Below are 25,393 nucleotides of genomic sequence, written 5' to 3' on the forward strand. Positions count from 1 at the left end.
CTCGTTGGTGGATGAACAGAAGAATAACGGGCGCGATAAGGGAGAAAAACTGGGATAATCTTCAATCCTTATTAAGTGCTGCTTCATAATGAAACTGACGCAACTGGATGGCCTGCTGGCGTTCGCCACCGTGGCAAAGCAGGGCAATTTCACGGCCGCGGCCGCGCTGCTGGAAGTGACCCCGTCGGCCGTCAGCCAGACGGTGCGGCAACTCGAGGAACGGCTGGGCGTGCGGTTATTGAACCGGACGACGCGCAGCGTGAGCCTGACGGAAGCGGGCGAGCAATTTCTCTCGCGCGTGGGCCCGGCAGTCGCCGAGCTCGCGCAGGCTGCCGCCGAGCTGGACGACTACCGCCGCGGCGCCAGCGGCACCTTGCGGCTGAACATGTCGCACATCGTGTACGTCGCCTGGCTGCGTCCGCTTCTGCCGGGCTTCCTCGCGCGTCACCCCGGTATCAAGGTCGAGCTCGACCTGGACGACGGCTTCGTCGACATCGTGGCCGGCGGATTCGACGCGGGCGTGCGCCTGGGCGAGTCGGTCCAGGTCGACATGGTGACCGTGCCGCTGACGCGGCAGGAGAAGATCTGCATGGTCGCCTCGCCGGACTATGCGGCACGGCGCGGCCTGCCGGCCTCCATCGAGGAATTGCAGCAGCACGACTGCATCCGGTTCCGCTTCCGCAAGAGCAATGCGATCTACCGGTGGGAGTTGATGCGCGACGAGCAAATGATCGAGGTGGAAGTGAACGGGCCGTTGATCGTGACGAGCAGCATCTCGATGGCCAGCTCGGCACTCGACGGCATCGGCATCGCCTACGTGTTCGCCCGGCAAGTGGAAGCGGACATCGCGGCGGGCCGGCTCGTGCCTGTGCTGCCGGCGTGCTGGCCGACGTTCACGGGGTTTCATTTGTATTACCCGACACGAAAACAAATGCCCGCGAAGTTGCGGGCATTTATCGACTACTGCGCGGAGCAATTGCACTAGTTTATTTCCCCAGCTCATTCCATGGAGCGACGGTCCGACGGCTTGCGTGGTGTCAAAAGGCTTATTCGGCCCGTATAGGAGTATCTCATTTCGTGTCATTCCGGGCCATGTAACATTTAATTGTTACTGCGTAATGCAACGCCTGTTTCAGTGCCGTTTGGTAATTCAAGCGAACACGTCCATGTTAAATAGCGTCAGAGTGTTTTTTCAGGGCGAATTCAACCGCAATGTTGTCACCCTGGTGACGGGAACGGGGCTCGCGCAGCTTATTCCGCTTGCGGTCACACCGATCCTGTCGCGCCTTTATCCGCCGGAGCAATTCGGTGTGCTCGCACTCTTTGTCTCGGTCGTGTCAAGCTTGTCCGTGCTGGCCACGGGCCGTTATGAATTCGCGATCATGCTGCCGCGTAAGGATGTCGACGCCACCAATATTGCGGCATTGTCGATCACGATCAGCCTGATTGTCGGCGCCAGCCTGTTTGTAGTCGCCTGCCTATTGCACAAGCCGATATCGACAGCCCTCGAAAACGAATCGATGTCGGTGTGGCTGTATATCGTTCCCTTGGCAGTTTTTCTGAATGGTATTTACTCGACTCTAAAATACTGGAGCAATCGCCACAAACTGTATTTTTTGATGGCGCATCGGCAAGTGCTTCATAGCGCCGGGACCTCGGCCGTGCAGCTCGGCCTCGGGTTGCTCCACGCCGGCGCCGGCGGACTGGTGATCGGAAGCGTGTCCGGCCAGGCCCTGGCGGCGGGCATGATGGCGAGCATGGTGCGGCGCCATTCTCCACGGTTCTGGCGCGGCATTAACAAACGCAAGATGCTGGCGCTGGCGAAGCGTTACCGAAGCTGTCCGCAATACCTGGTCCCGGCCCATACGCTGGGCGCGGTGTCGGTCCAGCTGCCCACGATATTCATCAATGCCGCGTTCGGTCTGGCGGCGTCCGGATATTTCATGCTGGCCGAGCGGGCGGTCGGGATGCCGCTGTCACTGGTATCGGGCTCGATCGGGGATGTTTTCAGACAGGAAATCAGCGAGGCTTTCCTGGCCGGGCAACGTTGCAGAGAAATATTCATTTCGACACTCAAAAAACTTTTGACAGTTGCGACACCTCCTTTTGTACTCCTGTTGTTTTTTGCCCCTTCTTTGTTTGCGCTGGTATTCGGTGAAAAGTGGCGTGTTGCGGGCGAATACGCCCGGTTGATGTGCCCGATGTTTTACCTGCGTTTCATCAGTAATCCTTTGAGCCTGGTTGCGATAATCGCGCAGAAGAATCGATTCGAATTTGTTTGGCAGGTAGGTATGTTGCTATGCCTGATGGTCGTGGCGGCAACACATTATGTCATTCACCTGGACGCGAAAACATACATCGTCGGCTTCGTGATTATCTACAGCGTATTTGATCTCGCGAACCTTTTTGCTTCATATAAATTTGCCTGCGATGGCGACTGGCGGAAGTCCGGCAGCCGAATGCCTTGATCGGCTCCGCAGTTTCAATCGTTGTTTGATGACGGAGGCAAGGCAATGGATGCAGTCATTCAAGAGTTGAACGGGACAAAAGGCGAGAATACGCAACACCGGTCCGCTGCGCTGCTGAACAAAGCCGAGTATCGAAACCTGTGCGCAGCCGAGCCGTCGATCCCGATTTTTTCGAATGCCTGGTGGCTCGACGCGGTGGCGGGGCCGGACGGCTGGGACGTCGCGCTCGCGAAGGTGAATGGGCGGATCGTCGGTGCCATGCCGTTCTGCATGACCCGGCGCTATGGCATGAAGGTGATCCAGCAACCGCCTTTGACACCGGTACTCGGGCCGTGGATACGGAGCGACCAGGGCAGCCCCATTACCCGACTGAGCAACCAGCAAAAAATCATGCAGTCGCTGATCGAGCAGCTGCCCTGGTTCGACCATTTCAGCCAGGCCTGGAACAAGGATTTGTCGAACTGGCTGCCGTTTTACTGGAACGGCTTCAGCCAGTCGACTGAATACACCTACGTCGTTCCCGGGCTGGACGACCTCGATGGCGTCTGGAGCAGGTTCGATCCCACCCGCCGCAAACATTGCAGGACAGCTGTCGAGCGGCACAATCTGCGGGTGCGCGACGACCTGCCGCTCGACGCCTTCCTGGCCCTGCACCGGATGACGATCGAAAGCCGCGGCGTCGCGCAGGCGTTCACCGACGATTGCCTGCGCCGCCTGGATGCCGCGTGCGTCGAACACAAGCGGCGCAAGCTCCACATCGTTGTCGACGAGGCTGGCCGGCATTGCTCCGCGACCTATACGGTCTGGGACAGCAATTGTGCGTACGCGTTGTTAAAGGGTTCCGACCCCGACATGCACCACACCCAGGCGCCCAGTGTCTGCCAATGGGAAGCCATCAAGTTCAGTGCCACGGTTGCCCCGAAATACGATTTTCTCGGGAACATGAACCCGTCGATCGAACCCTATGTCCGCAGCTTCGGGACGGAGCAGACGCCGGTATTCACCATCACCAAAACCCCCTCGCGCCTGCTGCGCCTGCGCCGCGGCCTGATCGCGGCGCTCGCCGGCGGACACCAGGAACGCTTCATTCACCGAAAGCCAGCCCGATGACGACCATCCCGCCCAAGGCGCCTGCACAGGCCACGAGCGACATTGCCTCGCCGAAGGACACGTACCGCCGGTTCTGCGCCCAGGAGCCTTCGCTGCCCCTGTTTTCGCGCGACTGGTGGCTGGACGCGGCAGTGGGTCGGAACGGCTGGGATGTCGCGCTCGTCAAGAAAGGCAGCGAAGTGCTCGCGGCGATGCCGTATGCGATCCGCAGCCGCTATGGCATGAACATCGTCACGCAGCCCGCGCTGACGCCCATGCTCGGCCCCTGGCTGCGGCCGACCGGAGGCAGGCAGGCGGCGCAGCTGAGCAACGACAAGGAAGTCATGCAGGCGCTGATCGATCAGCTGCCCCGTTTCGATCACTTCGCGCAGACCTGGCATCCCGGCGTCAGGAACTGGCAGCCTTTCTTCTGGAACGGCTTCCGGCAAACCACGTACTACACCTTCGTTCTGCCCGAGTTGACGGACATGGACAAATTGTGGGCCGGGTTCGAAGGCAAGACCCGCCGCGCCATCACCAAGGCCCAGAAGCAACACCAACTGCAGGTCCGCAGCGACGTCCCGCTCGACCTGCTTCTCGACCTGAACCGCAAGACCTTTGCGCGCCAGGGCCTGCCCCCGCCGTATCCCGACGACTTCGTCCGGCGCATCGACGCCGCCTGCCGGGAGCGCGGTTGCAGCAGGGTGTTCTGCGCGATCGATCCCGACGGCGCCCCGCATGCGGCCTGCTACATCGTCTGGGACGAGCACAGCGCCTACGGCCTGATCTCGGGCACCGACCCCGCCTACCGCGGGAGCGAGGCCAACAGTCTTTGCGTATGGGAGTCGCTCCTCCACGCCGCCGGCGTGACGCGCGCATACAACTTCGCCGGCTCGATGATCGAGCCTTTCGAAGGCTACCTGCGCGGCTTCGGCGGCAACCATGTCCCGTATTTTCACGTCAGCAAAACCCCGTCGCGGCTGCTGACCCTGCGCCAAGGCCTGCTGTCACTCACGGGGAAACACTGATGCTGCGTATCTCACTGCCGGAAAGCCAGCGTCCTGAGCGTAGCTGGATCTGCGACGTCCTGCTCGGAGAATTCCTGGGGCTCGAGGTCGAACTCGCGTTCGACCACGGGGACACGGTGCGCATCAGCGCGGCCGGCAGGACGCTGCGTTTGCCGGACGTCTTCTTTGCCGGGGCGGCGAGCCCGGACGCAACGCCGCAGCGCTGGATCGTCGCCCGCAGCGGTCTCGATGCGCGCCTGTGCGAGGCCAGCGTCCCGGTGCTGTTCGGCGCTCCCGGGTTCACGATCGACGCCGGCGGCAATGCCGCGCTGGCGCTCGATGTCTTCGGATCGGCATTCTTCATGCTCGCGCGCTACGAGGAATCGGTGAGTCCCGCGCGCGACGGACATGCGCGTTTCCCGGCCAGCCAGTCGCTCGCCGTGCGCCAGGGTTTCCTCGACCGCCCGATCGTGGACGAGTACGTCGAGATCCTGTGGGCGGCCCTCCACCGGCTGTGGCCTACGCTCGTCAGGAAGCGACGCGTCGCGCGCAAGCTGATCAGCTGCGACGTCGACCTGCCGTTCGATCCGGCGTGCGCATCGATCGGGCGTCTCGGCAAGCGGCTGGTTGGGCGCGCGGTACGGGAGCGGTCGCTGAGTGCGTTATGCGCAACCGCCGGCAACTACTGGGCCGTCAGGCGCGGGAACCCGGCACGGGACTCTTACTGGCAGGCGTTGTCGTGGATGATGGATGTGAACGAGAAGGCCGGCAACCAGGTCACGTTCAACTTCATTCCCGAGCGGACCGACGGCGCCATGGACCATGCGCCGGGCATCGACGATGGGCGCATGCGCGCGCTGCTGCGCGCCGTGCACGCGCGCGGCCACCTGGTCGGCATTCACCCCGGCTATCGCACCTACCGGCATCCGGACACGTTTGCGCGCTCGGCCGCGGCCCTGCGGCGCGCCATCGACGAGGAAGGTATTCGCCAGGACGAACTGGGCGGGCGCCAGCACTACCTGCGCTGGGACGTGCGGACCACGCCGCAGTTGTGGGCAGCGAACGGGCTGACGTACGACAGCACCCTGTCTTACCCGACGGTCGCCGGGTTTCGCACGGGAACCTGTCACGAATACACGATGTACGACCTGGTCGGGCGCCGGCCGCTGACTGTGAAGCAGCGGCCGCTGGTCGTCATGGAAAACGCGGTGATCGACGACCCGAACATGGGCCTGGGCCATGGCGACCAGGCACTGGCCGCGATGCGGCGCTACAAACAGAGGTGCGCCCGTGTCGATGGCGACTTCACGCTGCTCTGGCATAACTCATCGTTCGCTGGCGAAGACGACCGGGCGATGTATTGCGACCTCATCCAATAGGCGAGCCGAGCATGTCCGCCACCTGTGCTCCCTCGGCCAGCATCGCCAGCACGCCCGGCAAGGCGGGGCCGGCGCGGCTCGCGTTCCTGCTGCTGTTCCCTGGCTTTTTTTTCTACCAGACGCTGATCGGCATGGGGGTGATGGGGGCCTTCGTGGGCGGGTATTTTTCGGTCGTTTCCATCGGGCTGTTTCCGCCGCTCGCCTATATGTATTGCCTGGCAATCAGGGCGTCCGGCTACCGTATCGCGCCGACGGATCTGCAGTTCGGCTTTTTCCTGTTCTATTTTTTGGTGGTCGTGGCGATCAACGCGGCCTTTGGCGCCAATCCCACGATCGTGAAGACGCACCTGTTGTCGATTCTCTACTTCATCAACATCTACCTGATCTTCAAACACAGCGACTTTTCAGAGCGCAAGACGATCGCGTCGACGCTGGCCGCGCTCCTGCTGATGTCGGCGACCGTATTCTTCTTGTCGCGGGACGGCAGTTTCCAGCCCGGGAAGTTCGGCGATCCGGCGAGTCCGGACAGTGTCGCGACCTACCAGGAGCTCGCCCGCTCCTACGTCCTCACCTTCGTGACGGTCATCTGTTTCACCCGCGTGCTGGCGGCCCGGCTGGTCCTGTATGCCATCGCTGCCGCGGCCCTGTTCCTGAACGGTGCGCGCAGCGAGCTGGTGGCGGCGCTGTCCCTGTTTCCGATGATCGAACTGTATCGCGCGAAGCACTGGCTGCCCTTTCTGTACCTGGTGCTGCTCGTGTCCGGCCTGGCCAGCATCGATCCCAAGTTCCTGGCGACGCATTTTCCTGAAAGCCGGGTGTGGGAATTATTCAACCTCTCCCAGTCGTCGTCAGCGAGCGCCAGGCACGAGCTCACCGAACACGCGCTGCGCACGATCGCGGATAACCCGGTACTGGGCGCATACGCCAGTTATCCGCCTGGCGGGTATTCGCACAACATCCTGTCGGCCTGGGTCGATCTCGGCTTGTTCGGCTTCGTCTACATGCTGTTCATGCTGGGACGCACCGCGGTCGGGCTGTGTTCCCGCGGTTGGCTGGCACGGCCCAGGTCAGGCCAGTTCCTGCTGGCATGGTCACTGATCTGCATCTCGTTGCTCCTGCTGGTGACCGCCAAGACGTTCGACGACATGTTCACCGGCGCCGCCATGGGTGCTTACGCGAACTATCGAAACACCAGGCGGCCGCCGGGAAGCCGCCGATAACGTGGAAGGGGAGAGACCTTGATCAACATTCACCTGTATCCGTCGCCGTTCCTGAACGAGAGCCGGATCCTGCGCGAGGCCTGTACGCTGTCCCGGTTGGCGCTGTTCGACCGCATCGACCTGGTCGGCGTGGGACGGGAGGGCCTACCGGCGCTCGAGCATCTACAGGACAATATCCGGATCGTGCGCGTCGGACAGCGCAGCGGCGACCGCCTGATTGGCAAGCTGAAGCGCACCGGTGACTGGACCCGCGCGGTCTACCTGCGCTATCGCGACGACAAACTCGGGTGCATCAATTGCCACAGCATCGCCACACTGCCCCTCGGCGTCCTGCTGAAGCGCGCCACCGGCGCCAGGCTGGTGTATGACGCCCACGAACTGGAGACGGAGACCAATGGCCTCGGCGGTCTGCGCAAGTGCCTTACCCGGTGGGCCGAACGCGCCCTGATCCGGCACGCCGATCATTGCATCTTCGTCGGGCAAGCGATCGAACAATGGTATGTGCGCAAGTACGCTTTGCGTAACGTTACGGTGCTTTACAACTGCCCGCCGCGCCGCAGCGTGAACCCGGCCGATTATTTCCGCAAGGCGTATCCGATCGACGCCGGCACGCCGATCTTTCTCTACCAGGGCTTCATCGGCGAGGGCCGCGGGATCCGCAACCTGGTCGAAGCGTTTGCCGGCCTGGCCGGACGCGCGGCGCTGGTCGTGATGGGGTACGGCCCGCTGGCGGACTGGATTGCCGGCGAGGCGGCGCGCCATGGGGACATCCATTACCACCCGGCGGTCGCGCCGGAGCGCCTGCTCGATTACACCGCGGCGGCCGATTTCGGGCTGTCCGTGATCGAGGCCACGTCGCTCAGCTACGAGTACTGCATGCCGAACAAGCTGTTCGAGTACGTGATGGCGCGCAAGCCGGTGCTGGTCTCGCCGACCCGCGAGCAGAGCGAGTTCGTGCGCAGGCACGGGATCGGCGAAGTGACGAGCGACGCCTCGGCGGCGGCGATCCGCGACGGCGTGCTGCGTCTGCTCACGCGCGACCAGCGCGACCTGCAGGATGCGCTGGTGCGGACCGCCGACGAATATTGCTGGGAAGGGCAGGAGGCGAAGCTCGAGATCGTTTATCTGCATGCGCTGGGCATGCGTTCGCGCAGGTACGGCCAGGGCCACCAGGGCGAGGTGCGGCATGATCTCTGTCATTGACTACGGCGTCTGCAATCTCGGGTCGATGCTCAACATGCTGCGCAAGGTCGGCGCCGAGGCGGAGCTGGTATCGACCGCCGCGGCGCTCGAGCGGGCCGGGAAGCTCGTCCTGCCTGGCGTGGGCGCCTTCGACAATGGCATCGGCGCCCTGCGGGAGCGCGGGCTGGCCGAAGCACTGCGCAAGCGGGTACTCCAGGACAAAGTCCCCCTGCTGGGCGTGTGCCTCGGCATGCAAATGCTGGGCCGGCGCAGCGAAGAGGGCGGCATGGAGGGCCTGGGCCTGATCGATGCCGAAGTGCGCCGCTTCCGGTTTGCGCCGGACAGCAGGAACAAGGTCCCGCACATGGGCTGGAACCTGTTGGCGCCGCGCCGCGACGGCCCGCTGCTGCGCGAGCTGGCGACCCGCTCACGATTCTACTTCTGCCACTCGTACCACCTGGTCTGCGCCGATCCCGGCGACGTGCTGGCCACCGCCGACTACGGCGGCGAGTTCGTCGCGGTGCTCCAGCACGACAATGTGTACGGAGTGCAGTTTCATCCTGAGAAGAGCCATCGCTTCGGCATGGCGCTGCTGCACAACTTCGCGGAGCTGTGATGTTGCACCCACGCGTGATTCCCTGCCTGCTGATGCGCAACGGCGGCCTCGTCAAGACGGTCAAATTCAAGAACGCCCGCTACGTCGGCGACCCGATCAATGCCGTGCGGATCTTCAACGAGAAGGAAGTCGACGAGGTGGTGTTCCTCGACATCGGCAGCGCCGGCGCGCGCACCGCGCCCGACTTCGATTTGCTGGCCGACATAGCCAGCGAAGCCTTCATGCCGTTTTCCTACGGCGGCGGCATTACCAGCGTCGGGCAGGTGAAACGGCTGTACGCGCTCGGCGTCGAGAAAGTCGTGCTCAACACCGCCGCGGCCGACCAGCCGCGCCTGGTGTCGGAAGCAGCCGCGCTGGCAGGCAGCTCCGGGGTCGTGGTGTCGATGGACGTACGCCGCAGCTGGCTGGGCGCTTATACGGTCTGCGTGGCCGGCGGCACGCGCGACCTGAAGCGCGAACCGGCCGCATATGCGCGCGCCATGGAACAGCTCGGCGCCGGCGAAATCCTCCTCAACGCGATCGACCGCGACGGCATGCGGGAAGGCTACGATCTCGAGCTGGTACGGCGGGTGAGCGAGGCGGTGTCGATCCCGGTGGTGGTCGCCGGCGGCGCGGGAGAGGTGCGGCACTTCCGCGAAGCCACCGAAGCCGGTGCGTCCGCACTGGCAGCCGGCAGCATGTTCGTTTTTCACGGCAAGCACAACGCCGTGTTGATTACGTATCCCGAGTACGAAGAACTGGACAAGGTATTCAAATGACGTCGATTACGGAACACTACAACTATTCGGCCGTGCCGGACCAGGCCCTCCGGGTTTGCACCCGCTGCATCATGAACACGGCGGCGGACCGCAGCATCAGCTTCGATGAAATGGGCCTGTGCAGTCACTGTCAGCGCTACGACCGGCTGGTGAGCGCGCGCCGGCTGCAGGGCGAGCAGGGGCGCGAAGCGTTGCAGGCGCTGATCGAGCGCATCAAGGCAGCCGGCCGCGGACGCGAGTACGACTGTATCGTTGGCGTCAGCGGCGGCGTGGACAGTACCTACGTGGCCTGGCTGGTCAAGCAGCACGGGCTGCGCCCGCTGGCGGTACACTTCGACAATGGCTGGAATTCCGAACTGGCGACCCGGAACATCGAGCTGGTGCTGCGCAATCTCGGCATCGACCTGCATACCCATGTCGTCGACTGGGAAGAGTTTCGCGACCTGCAGCTCGCCTTCCTCAAGGCGTCGACACCGGATGGGGAGATCCCGACCGACCATGCGATCGGTGCCTTGCTGTGGAAACAGGCGGCATCGCGGGGCATCAAGTACATCATATCGGGGATGAATTTCGCCACCGAATCGATCAGCGTGCCGGAATGGTCGTACGGGCATTCCGACTGGCGCTTTATCAAGGACATCCATCGCCGCTTCGGCAGCGTAAAGCTGAAGACCTACCCGCGCTTCAGTCTGTTCTACCTGTTTTACGCCAACATCCTGCGCGGCACGCGCATCGTGTCCATCCTCAACTACGTCGATTACGACAAGGACGAGGCCATGGCTTTGCTGAGCAGCCAGCTTGGCTGGAAGGGCTACGGGGGCAAGCACCACGAATCGATCTACACGCGCTTCTACCAGGGCTATATCCTGCCGCGCAAATTCGGCGTCGACAAACGGTATGGCCACCTGTCGGACCTGATCAATGCCGGACAGATCAGCCGGGCGCAGGCGCTTGCGGAAATGCAGCGGCCGCCCTACCCGGAAGAGCTGCAGCAGCAAGACCTGGCCTATGTGGCGAAGAAGCTGCGCCTGTCGACAGAGCAGTTTGCGAGCATCATGGGTGCGCCGGTCAAGTCGTTCAGGGACTATCGCAACCTGTACGGCGTGGTGCAGTTCCTGCGCAATGCGGTCAATGCGCTGCGCAAGCGCCACCTTTACCCACGCTAGGCAGGGACGGCGCTTGCCACGATGCTTGCAATCGGTGCCCCGACTAGGCGTCGTTGTCGTCGGTCGAGGTTTCCAGCCGAACTTCGCCGAGGCCGATGAGGGCGCCTTTCGGACCCTCGTCACCGTCTACCCGTACAAATGAGACGGAGAGCAGGCCGATCCTGGACGCCGCTCCGGCAAATACGGCGCGTCTGATCCGGTAACGCAACCGGACAGGATTCCCGTGGTGCGCGGCGCCGCTGATTTCGAAGGCGCCGAGGGTACCGATGGCAATGGACTGCGATTTGCTGGAAGCGTCCGGCGAGAGGTTCAGGATGACGCGATAGTAGTAGCCGCCCAGTTTTCCAGCGTCGGTGATCACGACGTTATCGAGAACAACCTGGACGGAACGATAGCGTTGCGGGCTGGCGCGCAGGGAGGTGGCGGCCCCGGTCCCGATTTGCGCCAGGGCCCGCATGTGTTCCGAGTCTACCGGCAACTGCACACTGATCGACCTGTCATCCAGGTTGACATCGAGCGCGCCGCCGATCGCGAACGTCTGATCGCTCGTCTGCCGTGACGGCGATATCCTGAATGAACCGAGCGGCGGCTGCGTTCCCACGGTGTCGTTCGGCGTCGCCTGCACGAGATCGGGGGACGAGAGCGAGGATCGGGCCGACGGCAGCCTGGTCGGGAAGCTCTCGTTCTGGTAGCGGTATCCCAAAGTCGTCCGCGTGCCGTAGGTGGACGACCGCGGCATCGTCAGCGAACTCGTGTAGATATGCGACCCGGACCAGTAAGCGCTGCCGAGGGCCGGCATCTTCCGTCCGTTGCCGGCACTCACCCAGGCCACCCAGAGCCGGTCGACATTGGCATGGTGCAGCCAGAAAATCGGGTCCGTCGGCGACAGCATATCGGACATCACGCCGCCAATGATGTTGTGGACCAGGTTGTGAGGTGCCGATTCGAAACTGGGCTCGAATGCGTTGGCGCTATTCGTCGGGAAGTTAATGAGGCTTGAAGAAAACGGCGCCATGCTCAGGGCTTGCCGTACATTATTGTTGACACGGGAAACGTAGAGTGGATTGCCCCCGTTCGGATTCGTGAATTCGGCTGGCAATGCTGGGTTCGTATAGTAATCCCAATACGGGAGAACAAGTTGAGAGTCGCCCGACACTGCGCGTATCTGGCGCTCGAAATAATAGATGTAGCCACGGTGCCATGCGAAGAAATACGGAATGGAGTGCGGGCAACGGTTCAGGTGAATATTCGTCCAGAAAGACCAGCTCTTGGGATCGGTGGCCGTCGTGTTGCTTTTCATTAGCTTCACCGCTCGCAGGAATGCATCATAATGCGGCGTCGTCTTGAACGCCTGCCATTCCGGGCGAACCATTAATGTCGTCTGGCCAAATGCTTTTGGGAGCATTGCCGATGCGCCGAGCAACATCACGGATCGCTGCATAAAATTTCTTCTGCCCATCAGATCATGCCTCATCATGAGCTCCTTGAAATACCTACCTATCTCGAATTGCCTCGCCCTTTGCAAAATTATTGGCAATCTATTTCCGCCAATTGCATATCATTTCTACTGAAATGCAATCTTTACGTTATTCTCACTATGTGCGGATTTTTTGATTGGCTTCATGTGTTCCAGAAGCGTGATTTGACTTGATGAATTGCGTGCCTGTGCACTTCGAATTCCGATTACACTGACGTTTTTTCGCAATTCACGAAAGCCGTATGAAAACACCCTACGAGCCTGCGCTTCGTAGGGTGTGACAATAGAGCGGTCCCGACAGGTTTAGTTGGCGTTCGTCTCGTAGGCGCCCATATCGATGTGATAGCCGCGAGCCTTGCCGTCGAGGTCGGTCTGGGGCGCGTAGGTGGTCTGGCCCCTGTTGATGGCCGGCGACGTGGTCTTCAGGCGATAGTTGCCGCCACCGTTGGAGAGGTAGCTGACGAACTGCGGATCGGTGCCGATGATGCCGGTCCTGGTGGCGCTGCTCGGGCTGGCCAGGTCGAAGTTCGTGCGGTTCGCATAGACCAGGTTGTTGGCGACGCTGTTGCCTACGTCTTCGGACGCGATCGGACCCTGGATGCCGCCGCCGTTCGCATAGATGATGTTGTTGTGGATCTGGATGCCGCGGGTCGGGCAGCCGTTGTTGTACGCTTCCTTGCAGCCGCCGAAATACACGCCATAGCCGCTGTTGGCGAACAGGGTGTTATTCATGACCAGGATGTTGTGGTCGTCATGGCCCATGTTGATGCCCTGGCTGGTCCCGTTGACCACGTTGTTGATGATCTTGCCCGACGACGAGTGGTAGATGCCCTGGATCCAGCCGCAGCCGCCGCCGACATTGTTCACCCTGTTGCCGATGATGTCATAGTTGCTGTAGGCCTTACCGCGGCCCTGGTCGGCGACGATGCCGCCGCCGCCGCGGTTGTCGCAGCCGGAGGCCATCGCAACGTCGTGGATCCAGCTGTTCTTGACCGACGAATTGCCGCCGTTCAGATAGATGCCGACACGCGCGGTGGTGCTGCCGGCGCCATTGATCTGGAAGCCGTCGATATCCGTATAGCCGCCCCGGGCGGTCCACATCGTATAGGCGCTGCCGGCCGGACGCAGGATCGCGCCGTACTTCGTGTCCGAAACGAAGCGGATGCGCGCGGACGAAGTGCCATTCACGGTCGAGGTGATGGTCTCGGTGTAGGTGCCGGGCGCCACGTGGACCGTATAGCCGGGCCGTGCCAGGTTGGCGGCGCGCTGGATGGTGCGCAGCGGGGCGCTGCTCGACGTGCCGGTGTTCGTGTCCCTGCCTGCGGTCGACACATAGAGGTCGGCGGCCGAGGCGACGGTACAAGTCATCATTGCGACTGCAAAACCAGTCATCAGGGGGGCGGTCAATGCGCTGTTTGCGAACGAAAAAGTTTTCAAGGGAAAGCCACTCATCAATAAACGAAGGAGTAACTTTGACGAGGGGAAACTGCCAAAGTTCAACGTTTCGCGAAATAAATTTCCCTCAGTAATAGTTTTTCTACAGAAGTTTCTGGTGCGTTATATGTGTGGTCTGATCAAAAACTCGGATGGCCCTGACGCCGTGTTCGACAACAGCGGCGTCCTTTTGAACCGGCGAGCATGGCGCTGATTGACAATCGATAAAGGCCGCGCTGGCGAAGCTCGGGAAAATAGATGAGGTTCCCCGCTTCGGATCATTTTTCGGAATATACATGGCTCACCACACTGAATCGACTCGCATTCAATTGCAAGGCAGAATCGCCACCTGGCTGAGACGACCGCTCGCCCATAAGCTGCGTTCGCTTTCGAACAAGACAGCGGGTGGAGTGAGCTGGATGGAGGACCAGCTGTTCGAAAAATGGCACGGCCTCGACTGCAGCGGCTTTATCGATGGGCAAGAACTCGAAACCAGTTATTCGTCGGCGCGCGCGCACTCACGGGCCTACCAGGCCGTTACCTGCGTGGCGATTCGGGCATTGCTCAATGAGGCAATGAAGACCGGCATCGTATTCGACCAGTTCGTCGATCTCGGCTCGGGCAAGGGAAAGGCGTGCTTTTATGCTGCCGCCAACTACCGGTTTCGACGGTTCGTCGGCGTCGAGTTTTCGGAGCCGCTGGTGCAGGCGGCGGACCGTAACGTCAGGAAATTTGGCGCCGATAATATCTGCTTCGTCAATGCTGACGCAGCCAGTTTCTCACTTCCGGCCGGAAATAATCTGGTCTACCTGTTCAACCCATTTGGCGAGGCGATTCTGCTCGAATTCCTGAAAAACAATATGGACAAGTTCAGGCGGAGCCAGTCGATCATCGCGTACGCCAACGACAAGCACCGGTTGTGCCTCGCAAAAGCCGGTTTTGTCACGCTCTTCAGGAACCAGGATTCCCAGAGCTCGCTGCACCAATACCTGTAAAGCAAAAGCGGCCTCGAAGGCCGCTTCTGATTTGTCGTACTGCTTACTTGCCGAGGATAGACACGACGTTGTCCGCCCCCGGCGCCCCGAATGCCTGCTGCTTGAGAACGTGCAACTGGTCGCGCACCTGCGCCGCCTTTTCGAACTCGAGGTTCTTCGCGTGGTCGACCATGAGTTTTTCGAGGCGCTTGATCTCTTTCGAAATCTGCTTCTCGCTCATGCCCTCGACCTTGGCCGCTTCCTCCGACAAGCCGTTGTCGTTCAGCATGGCCTTCTGCGCGGCCGCGCTGTAGACGCCGTCGATCATTTCCTTGATCTTCTTCTGCACGCCCTTCGGGGTGATGCCGTTCGCTTCGTTGAACGCGATCTGCTTGGCACGGCGGCGTTCCGTCTCGTCGATCGCGCGCTTCATCGAATCCGTGATCTGGTCCGCGTACAGGATCGCCACGCCGTTCAGGTTACGTGCCGCGCGGCCGATCGTTTGGATCAGCGAGCGTTCCGAACGCAGGAAGCCTTCCTTGTCGGCGTCCAGCACGGCCACGAGCGACACCTCCGGCAAGTCGAGACCCTCGCGCAGCAGGTTGATGCCGACGACGACGTCGAACGTGCCCAGGCGCAGGTCGCGCAGGATTTCCACCCGCTCCACCGTGTCGATGTCGCTGTGCAAGTAGCGCACCTTGATGCCGTGGTCGGACAGGTATTCCGTCAGCTGCTCGGCCATGCGCTTGGTCAGCGTGGTGACCAGCACGCGCTCGTCCTTCTTGATGCGGTCCGTGATCTCGCCCATCAGGTCGTCCACCTGCGAACGCGCGGGCTTCACGATGACCTGCGGGTCGACGAGGCCCGTTGGGCGCACGACCTGCTCGACGACGTTGTCGGCTTTTTGCTTTTCGTAGTCGGCCGGCGTCGCGGAGACGAAGATACACTGGCGCATCTTGCTCTCGAATTCCGAGAACTTCAAAGGCCGGTTGTCGAGCGCCGAGGGCAGGCGGAAGCCGTAGTCGACGAGGTTCACCTTGCGCGAACGGTCGCCGTTGTACATGGCGTTGAGCTGGCCGATCATCACGTGCGACTCGTCCATGAACATCAGCGCGTCTTTCGGCAGGTAGTCGATCAGCGTCGGCGGCGGTTCGCCCGGCATCGAACCGGACAGGTGGCGCGAGTAGTTCTCGATGCCTTTGGTAAAACCGACTTCGGCCAGCATCTCGAGGTCGAAGCGCGTGCGCTGCTCGAGGCGTTGTTCTTCAAGCAGCTTGCCCTGCTGGCGGAATTCCTCGAGGCGGTCGCGCAGCTCGGCCTTGATGGAATCGACGGCCTTCAGCACGGTGGCGCGGCCGGTGACGTAGTGCGAGCCCGGGTACACCGTGAAGCGAGGGATCTTCTGGCGCACTTTACCCGTCAGCGGATCGAACAGTTGCAGCGATTCGATTTCGTCGTCGAACATCTCGACGCGGATCGCGAGCTCGGCGTGTTCGGCCGGGAAGATGTCGATGGTGTCGCCGCGCACGCGGAACGTGCCGCGCGCGAAGTCCATTTCGTTGCGCGTGTACTGCATCTGGATCAGGCGCGCGATGACGTCGCGCTGCGCGACCTTGTCGCCTGTGCGCAACGTGAGAATCATCTTGTGGTACTCGTTCGGATTACCGATACCGTAGATGGCCGAGACGGTCGCGACGATGACGACGTCGCGCCGCTCCATCAGCGACTTCGTGCACGACAAGCGCATCTGTTCGATGTGCTCGTTGATCGACGAGTCCTTTTCGATGAACAGGTCGCGCTGCGGCACGTACGCTTCCGGCTGGTAATAGTCGTAATACGAGACAAAGTACTCGACGGCATTCTGCGGGAAGAACTCGCGGAACTCCGCGTACAGCTGGGCCGCGAGGGTCTTGTTCGGGGCGAACACGATCGCCGGACGGCCGGCTCTAGCGATCACGTTGGCCATCGTATAAGTCTTGCCGGAACCGGTCACGCCGAGCAGCGTCTGGTACATCAGGCCGTCCTCGATGCCTTCCACCAGGCCATCGATCGCCGTGGGCTGGTCGCCCGCGGGCGGGAAGGGCTGGTGCAGCTTGAACGGGGAATCCGGGAACGTGATGACGGTAGGTGCTGGTGAATTTGCAACCGATAAATCTGCCATTGGATCAGACCTTTGCTAGAATGAGAATCCGCCTGCGACCGAGCAACTCTCGAGGTCGCTGTCTATACAACCGCTGCGAAACCCAGCCGACAAACCAAGTTTATCACGATGAATTCCCCAGCTACTGCCAGCATCTTCAGCGCCATCGCCATGGCTCCCCGCGATCCGATCCTCGGCATCACCGAGGCCTTCAATGCAGACACCAACCCCGCCAAGATCAATCTGGGCGTGGGCGTCTACTACGATGACAACGGGAAAGTGCCGCTGCTGGAATGCGTGCAGAAAGCGGAAGCGAAGTTGATGGAACAACCGACGCCGCGTACCTACCTGCCGATCGAAGGCCTGGGTGCGTACGACAAGGCTGTGCAAGAACTCGTATTTGGTGCCGACAGCGCCGTAATTCAAGAGAAACGTGCAGTCACGGTGCAAGCCCTGGGCGGCACCGGCGCACTGAAGATCGGCGCCGACTTCCTGAAGCGCTTCTCGCCGGAGTCGCAAGTCTACATCAGCGACCCGAGCTGGGAAAACCACCGCGCCCTGTTCGAAAGCGCCGGCTTCACCGTCAACAACTACGCCTACTACGACGCAGCCACGCACGGCGTCAACTTCGAAGGCATGCTGGCTGCGCTGAAAGCGATGCCGGAAGGCGCCATCGTCGTCCTGCACGCCTGCTGCCACAACCCGACCGGCGCCGAGCTGAACGCCGACCAGTGGGGCCAGGTGATCGAGGTCGTGCGCGCCAACAACCTGATCCCGTTCCTCGACATGGCCTACCAGGGCTTCGGCGACGGCATTGCCGAAGACGGCGCCGTTGTCCGCCGCTTCACCGCTACCCCGGGCCCGCTGCTCGTGTCGAACTCGTTCTCGAAGTCGTTCTCGCTGTACGGCGAGCGCGTGGGCGCGCTGTCCGTCGTCGCATCGACCGCGGAAGAGGCTGCCCGCCTGCTGTCGCAGCTGAAGCGCATCGTCCGCACCAACTACTCGAACCCGCCGACGCACGGCGGCAAGGTCGTCGCGACCGTCCTGTCCACGCCGGAACTGCGCCAGCTGTGGGAAGACGAGCTGGCCGGCATGCGCGTCCGCATCAAGCAGATGCGCGACGAGCTGGTCAAGAAGCTGGCCGAAAAGGCACCGGGCTCGGACTTCCAGTTCGTGCGCAAGCAGGTCGGCATGTTCTCGTACTCGGGCCTGACGAAGGAGCAGGTCGAGAAGCTGCGCGCCGAATCGATCTACGCCGTGGACACCGGCCGCATCTGCGTGGCCGCGCTGAACTCGAAGAACATCGATCGCGTCGTTGACGCCATCGCAAAAGTTCTCTAAAATCGCGGCCTTCCGTTAAGCAATTATTGTTAGCGGATCAGGGGCATTGAAGAGCCGTCGCGAGCGGCAGCAGTTCCGGTCGAGAAGCGCAGCCGTACTTACGGTACGGCGAGCATCGCAGACCGGAACTGCAACGCGCAGCAGGCTATTCAAGCCCCCACCAATTCCCTGATAGCTCAGTCGGTAGAGCGACGGACTGTTAATCCGCAGGTCCCTGGTTCGAGTCCAGGTCGGGGAGCCAGATTTTCGCACGGTTGGCCTGCCAACTTTGCAAGCCGTTGGTGAGCGGCTATAATACGAACACCTATTCCCTGATAGCTCAGTCGGTAGAGCGACGGACTGTTAATCCGCAGGTCCCTGGTTCGAGTCCAGGTCGGGGAGCCAGAATTTCGGAAGGGGCATCGAGCGATCGATGCCCCTTTTTCGCTTCAGATAGACCCTGTTGCTGTCGCAATGGGCACGGACCGGAGTTTGTTCATGCCGATCTCGCTTTCGCTCCATATTTGTGCCTACCTCGATGTCCTCGGCGGTACGGATCTTTTCAAATGCGTGGACATCGAGGCATCCGAGAGGTTTGTTTCGATGCTGTCCGAGCTGGAGCGCCGCCTGAACGGAATGCGGCGTGACGGTACCCCGGTGGTCAGGGCGTTTACCGATAACGTGTTCGTCGCCTATCCTTTGCGAACCGCAGGAAAATTTTCGATCGAGCAGCAGGTTGGATACTTCCTGACCGAGATCGCCAATCAAGTCGAACAGATATTTATCCACTGTGAACTGCCCATGCGCGGAGCAATCACGGTTGGCAATCTTCACATCGATGATCAGACGGTGATCGGCGAAGCCATGGTGCGCGCTGTCGAGTTGGAGAAAAAGGCGAACTTTCCCCGCGTGTTGTTGGACGATGATGTGGTCAGGATGCTGCCGACGATGCCGCTAGCTCAAGAAACCCTGGTCTACGAAGCGGCGGACGGCGCCAGGTCTCTCAACTATCTTGGCTTACGTTTCTGGGGGCTCAAGTATCATCGCGAACTGATCGAGCGAAGAATCGGCGAGGTGTCCAAAAATCCGCGCGCGCAGGAAAAGTATCAATGGCTGCTCGACTATCATGGCGATATCGAGCGCCGAGTATCCGACCTCGGGCTCGTGCCTCCGAGGCCAGATCCGGCCTGATCATTGCTTCACGTTGCCTTGAATAGCGCGCGTCGTGGATGCGCGATGTCGTTGGCGCTTATCGGGCGCTGATGGGCTTCACCTTGCCCGCCGCCTCCAGCGCCCGCGCGCGCGCCGTGTCGACGTCGTCGGCCGTCGCCAGCGCCACGCCCATGCGGCGGCGCGCGAAGGACGCCGGCTTGCCGAACAAACGGATGTCGCTGCCCGGCACGCGCAGCGCGTCGGCCACGCCTTCGAACGCGATGCCCGCTTCCTCCAGCTGGCCGTAGATCACGGCGGACGCACCCGGCGCGCGCAGCGCCGTGTTCACGGGCAGGCCGAGGATCGCCTTGGCGTGCAGCTCGAATTCGCTCTGCACCTGCGTCGCCATCGTCACCATGCCGGTGTCGTGCGGGCGCGGGCTCACTTCCGAGAACCACACCATGTCGCCCTTGACGAACAGCTCGACGCCGAACACGCCCTGGCCGCCCAGGTTCGCCGTGACCTTCCCGGCGATCTCCTGCGCGCGCCGCAGCGCGAGCGGAGCCATCGGCTGCGGCTGCCACGATTCGACGTAGTCGCCATGGACCTGCTTGTGGCCGATCGGCTCGCAGAAGCGCGTTTCGACGTTGCCGTCTGCACCGATCGCGCGCACGGTCAGCAAGGTGATCTCGTAATCGAAGTCGATGAAGCCTTCGACGATCACGCGGCCCGCATCCACACGCCCGCCGGACGCGGCGTAGTTCCAGGCGCGCTCGACGTCGGCGGCGCTGTCCAGCTTCGACTGGCCCTTGCCCGAGGACGACATCACGGGTTTCACGACGTTCGGAAAGCCGATCTCGGCGCAGGCGGCCCTGAGCTCGTCGAGGCTGGACGCGAAGCGGTACGGCGACGTGGCCAGGCCCAGCTCCTCGGCGGCGAGGCGGCGGATGCCTTCGCGGTTCATCGTCAGCTGCGCGGCGCGCGCGGTCGGGATGCAGGTGATCGTCCCGGCCGCTTCCAGTTCGGCCAGCTTCGCGGTCGCGATCGCCTCGATCTCCGGCACGACGAGGTCGGGCTGCTCCCGCTCGATCAGCGCGGCGAGGGCGGCGCCGTCCGTCATGTCGATGACGTGCGCGCGGTGCGCGACCTGGTGGCCGGGTGCGTTCGGGTAGCGGTCGACGGCGATCACTTCGATGCCGAGGCGTTGCAGCGCGATGATGACTTCCTTGCCGAGCTCACCGGAGCCGAGCAGCATGACTTTGGTTGCGGAAGGGGAGAGGGGAGTGCCGAGGGTGGTCATTGGTCAGTGGGGGGGCAGGTCGGGAAGAGGGCGACTATAGCAAACAGTATCGCCGGGCGCACGCCGCGGGCGTGATTTGGCAATTCCCGGATTCCTGCTATAATATTGCCTCAATTCCCTGATAGCTCAGTCGGTAGAGCGACGGACTGTTAATCCGCAGGTCCCTGGTTCGAGTCCAGGTCGGGGAGCCAGAATTCGAAAGGCCGCGTACTCATTTTATTGAAGCGCGGCCTTTTTCATTTCCGCCGCACGATGACGAATCAATCCCCGCTCGCCGCCCGCGACGCCGCCCGTATCGACCGCTACGCCGCCACCGCCGACACGGACGGCTGGCTGCACCCCGTCCACCAGGCCCTGATCCACCACCGCCGCTGGCTGCGCATGCTGGCGCCGCGCGCGGTCGGCGGGGAAGAGCGGCCGCTGCCGGACGTCGTGCGGCTGGAAGAAGCGATCGCCCGCGTCGACGGCAGCGTCGGCTGGACCGTCACGCTGTGCGCCGGCGCCGGCTGGTTCGCGGGGTTCCTGCCGCCGCACCTGGCCCGCGCGATCCTGGCCACGCCCCGCGCCTGCCTGGCGGGCAGCGGCGCCCCGACGGGTCACGCGGACCGCGAGGGTGACGGCTGGCGCGTCGAGGGGGAATGGGACTACGCGAGCGGCGCGCCGATGGCCACGCATTTCACGTTCAACGCCTTCCTGCGCGCGGACGGCCGGCCGCTGCTCGCCGCGGACGGCCAGCCGCGCATCCAGGCGTTCGTGGTGCCGAAGGAGATCGTCGAGATCGTGCCCCGCTGGCGCAGCATCGGCCTGCGCGCGACGGCGTCGCACGCCTACCGCATCCGCGGCGCGTGGGTCCATGCCGACCACGGCTTCGTGATCGACCCGGCCGCCGCGCGCGAGCAGGGGCCGCTGTACCGTTTTCCATTTCTCCCGTTCGCCTTCGTCACGCTGGCCGCGAACGTGGCCGGGATGGCGTCCCACTTCGTCGACCTGGCCCATGCCTGCATCGCGCGCCGGCGCAACCGGTTCGGCGCCCGGAACGAGCCGTTGATCGACGTGCCCGCCGTGCGCGCCGTGCTGGATGATGCCCGCGGCAGGCTGGATGACGTGCGTGCGCGCTTCTACGCCTTGCTCGACGCGACGTGGTCCGACGTCGTCGCCGGCGCCGACGTCGCGGACGAGCAGGCCGCGCAAATGCAGGCACTGGCACAGGAGTGGGTCGCCGCGTCGCGCCACGCCGTCGACACGCTGTACCCGTACTGCGGCCTCGTGGCGGCCAGCGCGGACAGCGCCGTCAACCGCGTCTGGCGCGACTTCCATACGGCGTCGCAACACGCGCTATTGCTGCCGCTGAGCTGAGCCGCTATAATGCGGCCTCCTTTCCCTGATAGCTCAGTCGGTAGAGCGACGGACTGTTAATCCGCAGGTCCCTGGTTCGAGTCCAGGTCGGGGAGCCAGAATTCAAAATGGGCGTCGAGAAATCGATGCCCATTTTCGTTTTTGCCCGCCCCAGCAGGAAACAAAAAAACGAGCGAAAATAACGACTTACGTTATCCCGAGATCGTTTCCCAATGTCTACTGCAGCTTCGCCAACATTCCGCCGCGGCGCCGACGTCAACCCGAAACCGCTCGGCGTCGCGTTGTTGCTCATCGTCCTCGGCGCGTGGTATCTCGCGCACACCGTCGGTGCGAAGCACGCCGCGCTGTTCGTCGTCGGCGCGCTGCTCGGCCTCGCGCTGTACCACGCCGCATTCGGCTTCACGTCCGCGTGGCGCGTCTTCATCGCGGACGGCCGCGGCGCCGGCCTGCGCGCGCAGATGATCATGCTCGCCGTCGGCGTCGCGCTGTTCTTCCCGGCGCTGTCCGCCGGCACCCTGTTCGGCAATCCCGTCAATGGGCTCGTGTCGCCGGCGGGCACGTCCGTGATCGTCGGCGCGTTCATGTTCGGCATCGGCATGCAACTGGGCGGCGGTTGCGCGTCCGGCACGCTGTACACGGTCGGCGGCGGCAGCACGCGCATGATCGTGACCCTGCTTGCGTTCATCGCCGGTTCCGTCATCGCGACGGCGCACATGCCGTTCTGGACGTCGCTGCCGCAACTGAAACCGGTCTCGCTCGTGAAGACGCTGGGCCTGGCGCCCGCGCTGCTGCTCAACTGGGCCGTGTTCGCGCTCATCGCGTGCGTCACCGTCGTCGTCGAGAAGCGCCGGCACGGCCGCCTCGTCGATCCGACCGTGCGGCCCGCGCACGCGTCGCCGTGGCTGCACGGGCCGTGGCCGCTGGTGGCCGGCGCCGTCGCGCTCGTCGTGCTGAATTTCGCGACGCTCGCACTGTCGGGCCGCCCGTGGGGCGTGACGTCCGCGTTCGCGCTGTGGGGCGCCAAGGCCGCGCAGGCGGTCGGCATCGACACGGCAAGCTGGACGTACTGGTCGACGAAGGCGAACGCCGCCGCGCTGGCCGCGCCCGTGTCGCACGACGTGACATCCGTGATGGACATCGGCATCGTGCTGGGCGCGATGCTGGCGGCGGCGCTGGCGGGCCGCTATGCGCCCGTGTGGCGCGTGCCGCTGCGCTCGCTCCTCGCGGCCGTCGTCGGCGGACTGATGCTCGGCTATGGCGCGCGCCTCGCGTACGGCTGCAACATCGGCGCCTACTTCAGCGGCATCGTGTCGGGCAGCCTGCACGGCTGGCTGTGGCTCGTGGCCGCCTTCGTCGGCAATGTGTTCGGTACGCGGCTGCGTCCGCTGTTCGGGCTCGACGTGGAACGGGTGCAACAGAGCGGCTGCTGAGTTCGCCATTGCAGTATCATGCAGCCTCGGTACCAATTGTTCCGGGGCTGCTTATGACGTTCTGCGTGCGCAGTAAAAACCTGGTTTCACAGCATATCGAAGTTGCACTCGTCTACAAGGACATGCTGGGGCTGGACGAGGCCCTGGCCTATCTGGCGCGGGAGGGCGTCCCCGGCGACATCGCCGAGCGCGTCCTGCTCACGGACCAGCGGCGCCAGGCCGATCCCGTCCGGTTGCCGCTGTTCCGCTGTCGCCGCAAGAACCACGTGCACGATGCCATCGTCGAGGCCGCCCTCAAGATCGAACGGCGTTTGGGCACGGACTACGCGCTCGCACTGATGCGGCAGGAGAACGTGCCGGACGCCGTCGCCGCCCGCGTCACCGCGCCGCGCCCCCGCCAGATCCGTGCGCGCAAGATCGTCCATTCGACGGCGAGCCCGTAAAGACGGGCGCCGTTCAAATCGGGGGATCGTCTGCAAGCTTCGTCCAGCCGGCCTACAATCGATCCTTTGCCGTCGGGATCGAGCATGCAAGCAGCAGTCAATACAACACCTCTCGAGCAGGACGGATTCCAGGATGGATTACCAGCGGGCCCGCGCGCCTGGGCCATCCTTGCCCTCGCGCTCGGCGTGGGCATGTCATCCCTCGATACCGCCATCGCCAACACCGCATTGCCCGCGATGGCGCAGCAATTGCACGCCACGCCGGCCGACTCCGTGTGGATCGTGAATGCCTACCAGCTGGCCATGGTCGCCACCTTGCTGCCGATCGCGGCGCTGGGCGAAACCATCGGCTACCGCCGCGTCTACGTGGCCGGCATGGCCCTGTTCACGGTGGCCTCGCTCGCGTGCGCGCTCGCGTGGTCGCTGCCCGTGCTGATCGCCGCGCGCCTGTTCCAGGGCCTCGGGGCCAGCGCCATCATGGGCGTCAACACGGCGCTGCTGCGCGCCACGTATCCGGCAAAACTGCTGGGACGCGGCTTCGGCACCAATGCCCTCGTCGTCGCGGTCGGCTTCGCGCTCGGGCCGAGCCTCGCGTCGATCATTCTTGCCGCATCGTCGTGGCAATGGTTATTTGGTATTAACGTCGTGCCCGGCATCGTCGCGTTCTTCATGGCGCGCAAGGTGCTGCCGGAAACGCGCCGCGCGACCCACCGCGTGGACCGGCTCGCCGGCCTCTACAACGTCGTCGCGTTTTCGATGGCCGTGCTGGCGCTGGGCGATGCCGCGCACCGCGTGGACATGAAGACGTTGCTGCCGGAGGCATTGATCGCCCTGGTGTTCTTCGTCCTGCTGCTGCGCCGCGAGCGTGGCCATCCGGCGCCGCTGTTGCCGGTGGACCTGTTCCGCCGTCCGTTGTTCGCGCTGTCGACCATCACCGCCATCTGCACGTTCGCCGCGCAGGCGCTCGCATTCGTCGCGCTGCCGTTCTTTTTCGAGACGACGCTCGGCCGTTCGCCCGTCGAGACGGGCTTCCTGATGACGCCGTGGCCCGTGATGGTCGGCGTGATGGCGCCCGTCGCCGGACGATTGAGCGACCGGTATTCGCCGGGGCTGCTGGGCGGCATCGGCCTGTTGATCCTCGCGGCCGGCCTGGTCACGATGATGAGCCTGCCGGCAGCGCCGTCCGCCTTCGACATCGGCTGGCGCATGGCCCTCTGCGGCATCGGCTTCGGCTTTTTCCAGGCGCCGAACGTGAAGGCGATCATGGGCAGCGCGCCGGGCTCGCGCGCCGGCAGCGCCAGCGGCATGGTCGCCACCGCGCGCCTGACGGGCCAGGCGACGGGCGCCGCGCTCGTCGCGTTCTGCCTTACCATCTCTCACGTACGCGGACCATGGTTCGCGCTCGGCATCGCCGCCGCGTTCTCGTTCGCGGCCAGCGTGGCCAGTTTCTCGCGCCTGGTCGTCGCGGCACCGGCCGTGTGA

At 63.2% G+C, this 25,393-nt stretch carries 21 protein-coding genes and 4 tRNA genes; 21 read left to right on the forward strand and 4 right to left on the reverse strand.

Annotated elements, in window-relative coordinates:
- Nucleotides 1–88 precede the first annotated feature (88 nt).
- The 10 genes from ACEN98_RS10615 (at nt 89) to ACEN98_RS10660 (ending at nt 10,885) form a co-directional block, all read left to right on the forward strand.
- Complete coding sequence (locus tag ACEN98_RS10615; RefSeq protein WP_413384126.1) at nt 89–985, forward strand: LysR family transcriptional regulator; 897 nt, start codon at nt 89–91, stop codon at nt 983–985.
- A 181-nt stretch (nt 986–1,166) separates the two neighbouring features.
- A complete protein-coding gene (locus ACEN98_RS10620; RefSeq protein WP_413384127.1) occupies nt 1,167–2,468 on the forward strand; it encodes a lipopolysaccharide biosynthesis protein in 1,302 nt (433 codons plus the stop codon).
- A 45-nt stretch (nt 2,469–2,513) separates the two neighbouring features.
- The gene (locus ACEN98_RS10625) at nt 2,514–3,578 is read left to right on the forward strand and encodes a GNAT family N-acetyltransferase (protein WP_413384128.1); all 1,065 of its coding nucleotides are present in this window, start codon (nt 2,514–2,516) and stop codon (nt 3,576–3,578) included.
- On the forward strand, nt 3,575–4,585 hold the full coding sequence (locus tag ACEN98_RS10630; protein WP_413384129.1) for a GNAT family N-acetyltransferase: 1,011 nt from the start codon (nt 3,575–3,577) through the stop codon (nt 4,583–4,585). The genes ACEN98_RS10625 and ACEN98_RS10630 overlap by 4 nt, the downstream gene beginning before the upstream one ends.
- The gene (locus ACEN98_RS10635; RefSeq protein WP_413384130.1) at nt 4,585–5,943 is read left to right on the forward strand and encodes a polysaccharide deacetylase family protein; all 1,359 of its coding nucleotides are present in this window, start codon (nt 4,585–4,587) and stop codon (nt 5,941–5,943) included. The genes ACEN98_RS10630 and ACEN98_RS10635 overlap by 1 nt, the downstream gene beginning before the upstream one ends.
- Nucleotides 5,944–5,954: 11 nt before the next feature.
- The gene (locus ACEN98_RS10640) at nt 5,955–7,163 is read left to right on the forward strand and encodes an O-antigen ligase family protein (RefSeq protein ID WP_413384131.1); all 1,209 of its coding nucleotides are present in this window, start codon (nt 5,955–5,957) and stop codon (nt 7,161–7,163) included.
- An 18-nt stretch (nt 7,164–7,181) separates the two neighbouring features.
- A complete protein-coding gene (locus ACEN98_RS10645; protein WP_413384132.1) occupies nt 7,182–8,366 on the forward strand; it encodes a glycosyltransferase in 1,185 nt (394 codons plus the stop codon).
- A complete protein-coding gene (hisH, locus tag ACEN98_RS10650; protein WP_413384133.1) occupies nt 8,350–8,961 on the forward strand; it encodes an imidazole glycerol phosphate synthase subunit HisH in 612 nt (203 codons plus the stop codon). Before ACEN98_RS10645 ends, hisH begins: the two co-directional genes overlap by 17 nt.
- Nucleotides 8,961–9,719, forward strand: coding sequence for an AglZ/HisF2 family acetamidino modification protein (locus ACEN98_RS10655; RefSeq protein ID WP_413384134.1), 759 nt, complete (start codon nt 8,961–8,963; stop codon nt 9,717–9,719). Before hisH ends, ACEN98_RS10655 begins: the two co-directional genes overlap by 1 nt.
- Nucleotides 9,716–10,885, forward strand: coding sequence for an N-acetyl sugar amidotransferase (locus ACEN98_RS10660; RefSeq protein ID WP_413384135.1), 1,170 nt, complete (start codon nt 9,716–9,718; stop codon nt 10,883–10,885). The genes ACEN98_RS10655 and ACEN98_RS10660 overlap by 4 nt, the downstream gene beginning before the upstream one ends.
- A gap of 43 nt (nt 10,886–10,928) precedes the next feature.
- Here the strand turns inward: ACEN98_RS10660 and ACEN98_RS10665 are convergent, their stop codons facing one another.
- The gene (locus tag ACEN98_RS10665; RefSeq protein ID WP_413384136.1) at nt 10,929–12,326 is read right to left on the reverse strand and encodes a tyrosinase family protein; all 1,398 of its coding nucleotides are present in this window, start codon (nt 12,324–12,326) and stop codon (nt 10,929–10,931) included.
- Between the two features lie 339 nt (nt 12,327–12,665).
- On the reverse strand, nt 12,666–13,733 hold the full coding sequence (locus tag ACEN98_RS10670; RefSeq protein ID WP_413384137.1) for a choice-of-anchor Q domain-containing protein: 1,068 nt from the start codon (nt 13,731–13,733) through the stop codon (nt 12,666–12,668).
- A 359-nt stretch (nt 13,734–14,092) separates the two neighbouring features.
- Here ACEN98_RS10670 and ACEN98_RS10675 point away from each other — a divergent pair, with 359 nt between their 5' ends.
- A complete protein-coding gene (locus tag ACEN98_RS10675; RefSeq protein WP_413384138.1) occupies nt 14,093–14,791 on the forward strand; it encodes a methyltransferase domain-containing protein in 699 nt (232 codons plus the stop codon).
- Nucleotides 14,792–14,834: 43 nt separating this feature from the next.
- Here the strand turns inward: ACEN98_RS10675 and uvrB are convergent, their stop codons facing one another.
- Entirely contained in the window at nt 14,835–16,931 is a 2,097-nt protein-coding gene (gene uvrB, locus ACEN98_RS10680) for an excinuclease ABC subunit UvrB (protein ID WP_413384139.1), read from the reverse strand.
- 108 nt (nt 16,932–17,039) lie between these two features.
- Between uvrB and ACEN98_RS10685 the strand changes: the two genes are divergently transcribed.
- From ACEN98_RS10685 to ACEN98_RS10700, 4 genes are all read left to right on the forward strand, one after another.
- Nucleotides 17,040–18,251, forward strand: a complete 1,212-nt coding sequence (locus ACEN98_RS10685) for an aromatic amino acid transaminase (RefSeq protein ID WP_413384141.1) — start codon at nt 17,040–17,042, stop codon at nt 18,249–18,251.
- A 165-nt stretch (nt 18,252–18,416) separates the two neighbouring features.
- Nucleotides 18,417–18,492: transfer RNA gene (locus ACEN98_RS10690), tRNA-Asn, on the forward strand.
- Nucleotides 18,493–18,559: 67 nt separating this feature from the next.
- Nucleotides 18,560–18,635, forward strand: a tRNA-Asn gene (locus tag ACEN98_RS10695).
- 93 nt (nt 18,636–18,728) lie between these two features.
- The gene (locus ACEN98_RS10700) at nt 18,729–19,421 is read left to right on the forward strand and encodes a hypothetical protein (RefSeq protein WP_413384143.1); all 693 of its coding nucleotides are present in this window, start codon (nt 18,729–18,731) and stop codon (nt 19,419–19,421) included.
- A gap of 58 nt (nt 19,422–19,479) precedes the next feature.
- On the opposite strand, the gene purT is transcribed toward ACEN98_RS10700, so the two are convergent.
- On the reverse strand, nt 19,480–20,682 hold the full coding sequence (gene purT / locus ACEN98_RS10705; RefSeq protein ID WP_413384145.1) for a formate-dependent phosphoribosylglycinamide formyltransferase: 1,203 nt from the start codon (nt 20,680–20,682) through the stop codon (nt 19,480–19,482).
- A 115-nt stretch (nt 20,683–20,797) separates the two neighbouring features.
- Here purT and ACEN98_RS10710 point away from each other — a divergent pair.
- The 6 genes from ACEN98_RS10710 to ACEN98_RS10735 all read left to right on the forward strand — a co-directional run bounded on the left by ACEN98_RS10710 (nt 20,798) and on the right by ACEN98_RS10735 (nt 25,393).
- Nucleotides 20,798–20,873 (forward strand) — tRNA-Asn (locus ACEN98_RS10710).
- A 61-nt stretch (nt 20,874–20,934) separates the two neighbouring features.
- The gene (locus ACEN98_RS10715; RefSeq protein ID WP_413384147.1) at nt 20,935–22,038 is read left to right on the forward strand and encodes an acyl-CoA dehydrogenase; all 1,104 of its coding nucleotides are present in this window, start codon (nt 20,935–20,937) and stop codon (nt 22,036–22,038) included.
- Between the two features lie 22 nt (nt 22,039–22,060).
- A tRNA-Asn gene (locus ACEN98_RS10720) sits at nt 22,061–22,136 on the forward strand.
- Between the two features lie 114 nt (nt 22,137–22,250).
- A complete protein-coding gene (locus ACEN98_RS10725; RefSeq protein WP_413384148.1) occupies nt 22,251–23,468 on the forward strand; it encodes a YeeE/YedE family protein in 1,218 nt (405 codons plus the stop codon).
- Between the two features lie 65 nt (nt 23,469–23,533).
- Nucleotides 23,534–23,911 carry a hypothetical protein gene (locus ACEN98_RS10730; RefSeq protein WP_413384150.1) on the forward strand — a complete coding sequence of 126 codons (378 nt, stop codon included), beginning with the start codon at nt 23,534–23,536 and terminating at the stop codon, nt 23,909–23,911.
- 84 nt (nt 23,912–23,995) lie between these two features.
- A complete protein-coding gene (locus ACEN98_RS10735; protein ID WP_413384153.1) occupies nt 23,996–25,393 on the forward strand; it encodes an MFS transporter in 1,398 nt (465 codons plus the stop codon).

Origin of the sequence: Massilia sp. CT11-137 (assembly GCF_047302885.1) — a bacterium.
GTDB classification, from domain to species: Bacteria; Pseudomonadota; Gammaproteobacteria; order Burkholderiales; family Burkholderiaceae_D; genus Telluria; species Telluria orientalis.

Bases quoted from the DNA above. Each gene is read 5' to 3' on its own strand.
- ACEN98_RS10615 (WP_413384126.1), top strand. From the start codon at position 89: ATGAAACTGACGCAACTGGATGGCCTGCTGGCGTTCGCCACCGTGGCA.
- ACEN98_RS10635 (WP_413384130.1), top strand. From the start codon at position 4,585: ATGCTGCGTATCTCACTGCCGGAAAGCCAGCGTCCTGAGCGTAGCTGG.
- ACEN98_RS10675 (WP_413384138.1), top strand. From the start codon at position 14,093: ATGGCTCACCACACTGAATCGACTCGCATTCAATTGCAAGGCAGAATC.
- ACEN98_RS10700 (WP_413384143.1), top strand. From the start codon at position 18,729: ATGCCGATCTCGCTTTCGCTCCATATTTGTGCCTACCTCGATGTCCTC.
- ACEN98_RS10670 (WP_413384137.1), bottom strand. From the start codon at position 13,733: ATGATGACTTGTACCGTCGCCTCGGCCGCCGACCTCTATGTGTCGACC.
- ACEN98_RS10665 (WP_413384136.1), bottom strand. From the start codon at position 12,326: ATGCAGCGATCCGTGATGTTGCTCGGCGCATCGGCAATGCTCCCAAAA.
- ACEN98_RS10715 (WP_413384147.1), top strand. From the start codon at position 20,935: ATGACGAATCAATCCCCGCTCGCCGCCCGCGACGCCGCCCGTATCGAC.
- uvrB (WP_413384139.1), bottom strand. From the start codon at position 16,931: ATGGCAGATTTATCGGTTGCAAATTCACCAGCACCTACCGTCATCACG.
- ACEN98_RS10640 (WP_413384131.1), top strand. From the start codon at position 5,955: ATGTCCGCCACCTGTGCTCCCTCGGCCAGCATCGCCAGCACGCCCGGC.
- ACEN98_RS10625 (WP_413384128.1), top strand. From the start codon at position 2,514: ATGGATGCAGTCATTCAAGAGTTGAACGGGACAAAAGGCGAGAATACG.
- ACEN98_RS10660 (WP_413384135.1), top strand. From the start codon at position 9,716: ATGACGTCGATTACGGAACACTACAACTATTCGGCCGTGCCGGACCAG.
- purT (WP_413384145.1), bottom strand. From the start codon at position 20,682: ATGACCACCCTCGGCACTCCCCTCTCCCCTTCCGCAACCAAAGTCATG.
- ACEN98_RS10685 (WP_413384141.1), top strand. From the start codon at position 17,040: ATGAATTCCCCAGCTACTGCCAGCATCTTCAGCGCCATCGCCATGGCT.
- ACEN98_RS10725 (WP_413384148.1), top strand. From the start codon at position 22,251: ATGTCTACTGCAGCTTCGCCAACATTCCGCCGCGGCGCCGACGTCAAC.
- ACEN98_RS10620 (WP_413384127.1), top strand. From the start codon at position 1,167: ATGTTAAATAGCGTCAGAGTGTTTTTTCAGGGCGAATTCAACCGCAAT.
- ACEN98_RS10735 (WP_413384153.1), top strand. From the start codon at position 23,996: ATGCAAGCAGCAGTCAATACAACACCTCTCGAGCAGGACGGATTCCAG.
- ACEN98_RS10655 (WP_413384134.1), top strand. From the start codon at position 8,961: ATGTTGCACCCACGCGTGATTCCCTGCCTGCTGATGCGCAACGGCGGC.
- ACEN98_RS10630 (WP_413384129.1), top strand. From the start codon at position 3,575: ATGACGACCATCCCGCCCAAGGCGCCTGCACAGGCCACGAGCGACATT.
- hisH (WP_413384133.1), top strand. From the start codon at position 8,350: ATGATCTCTGTCATTGACTACGGCGTCTGCAATCTCGGGTCGATGCTC.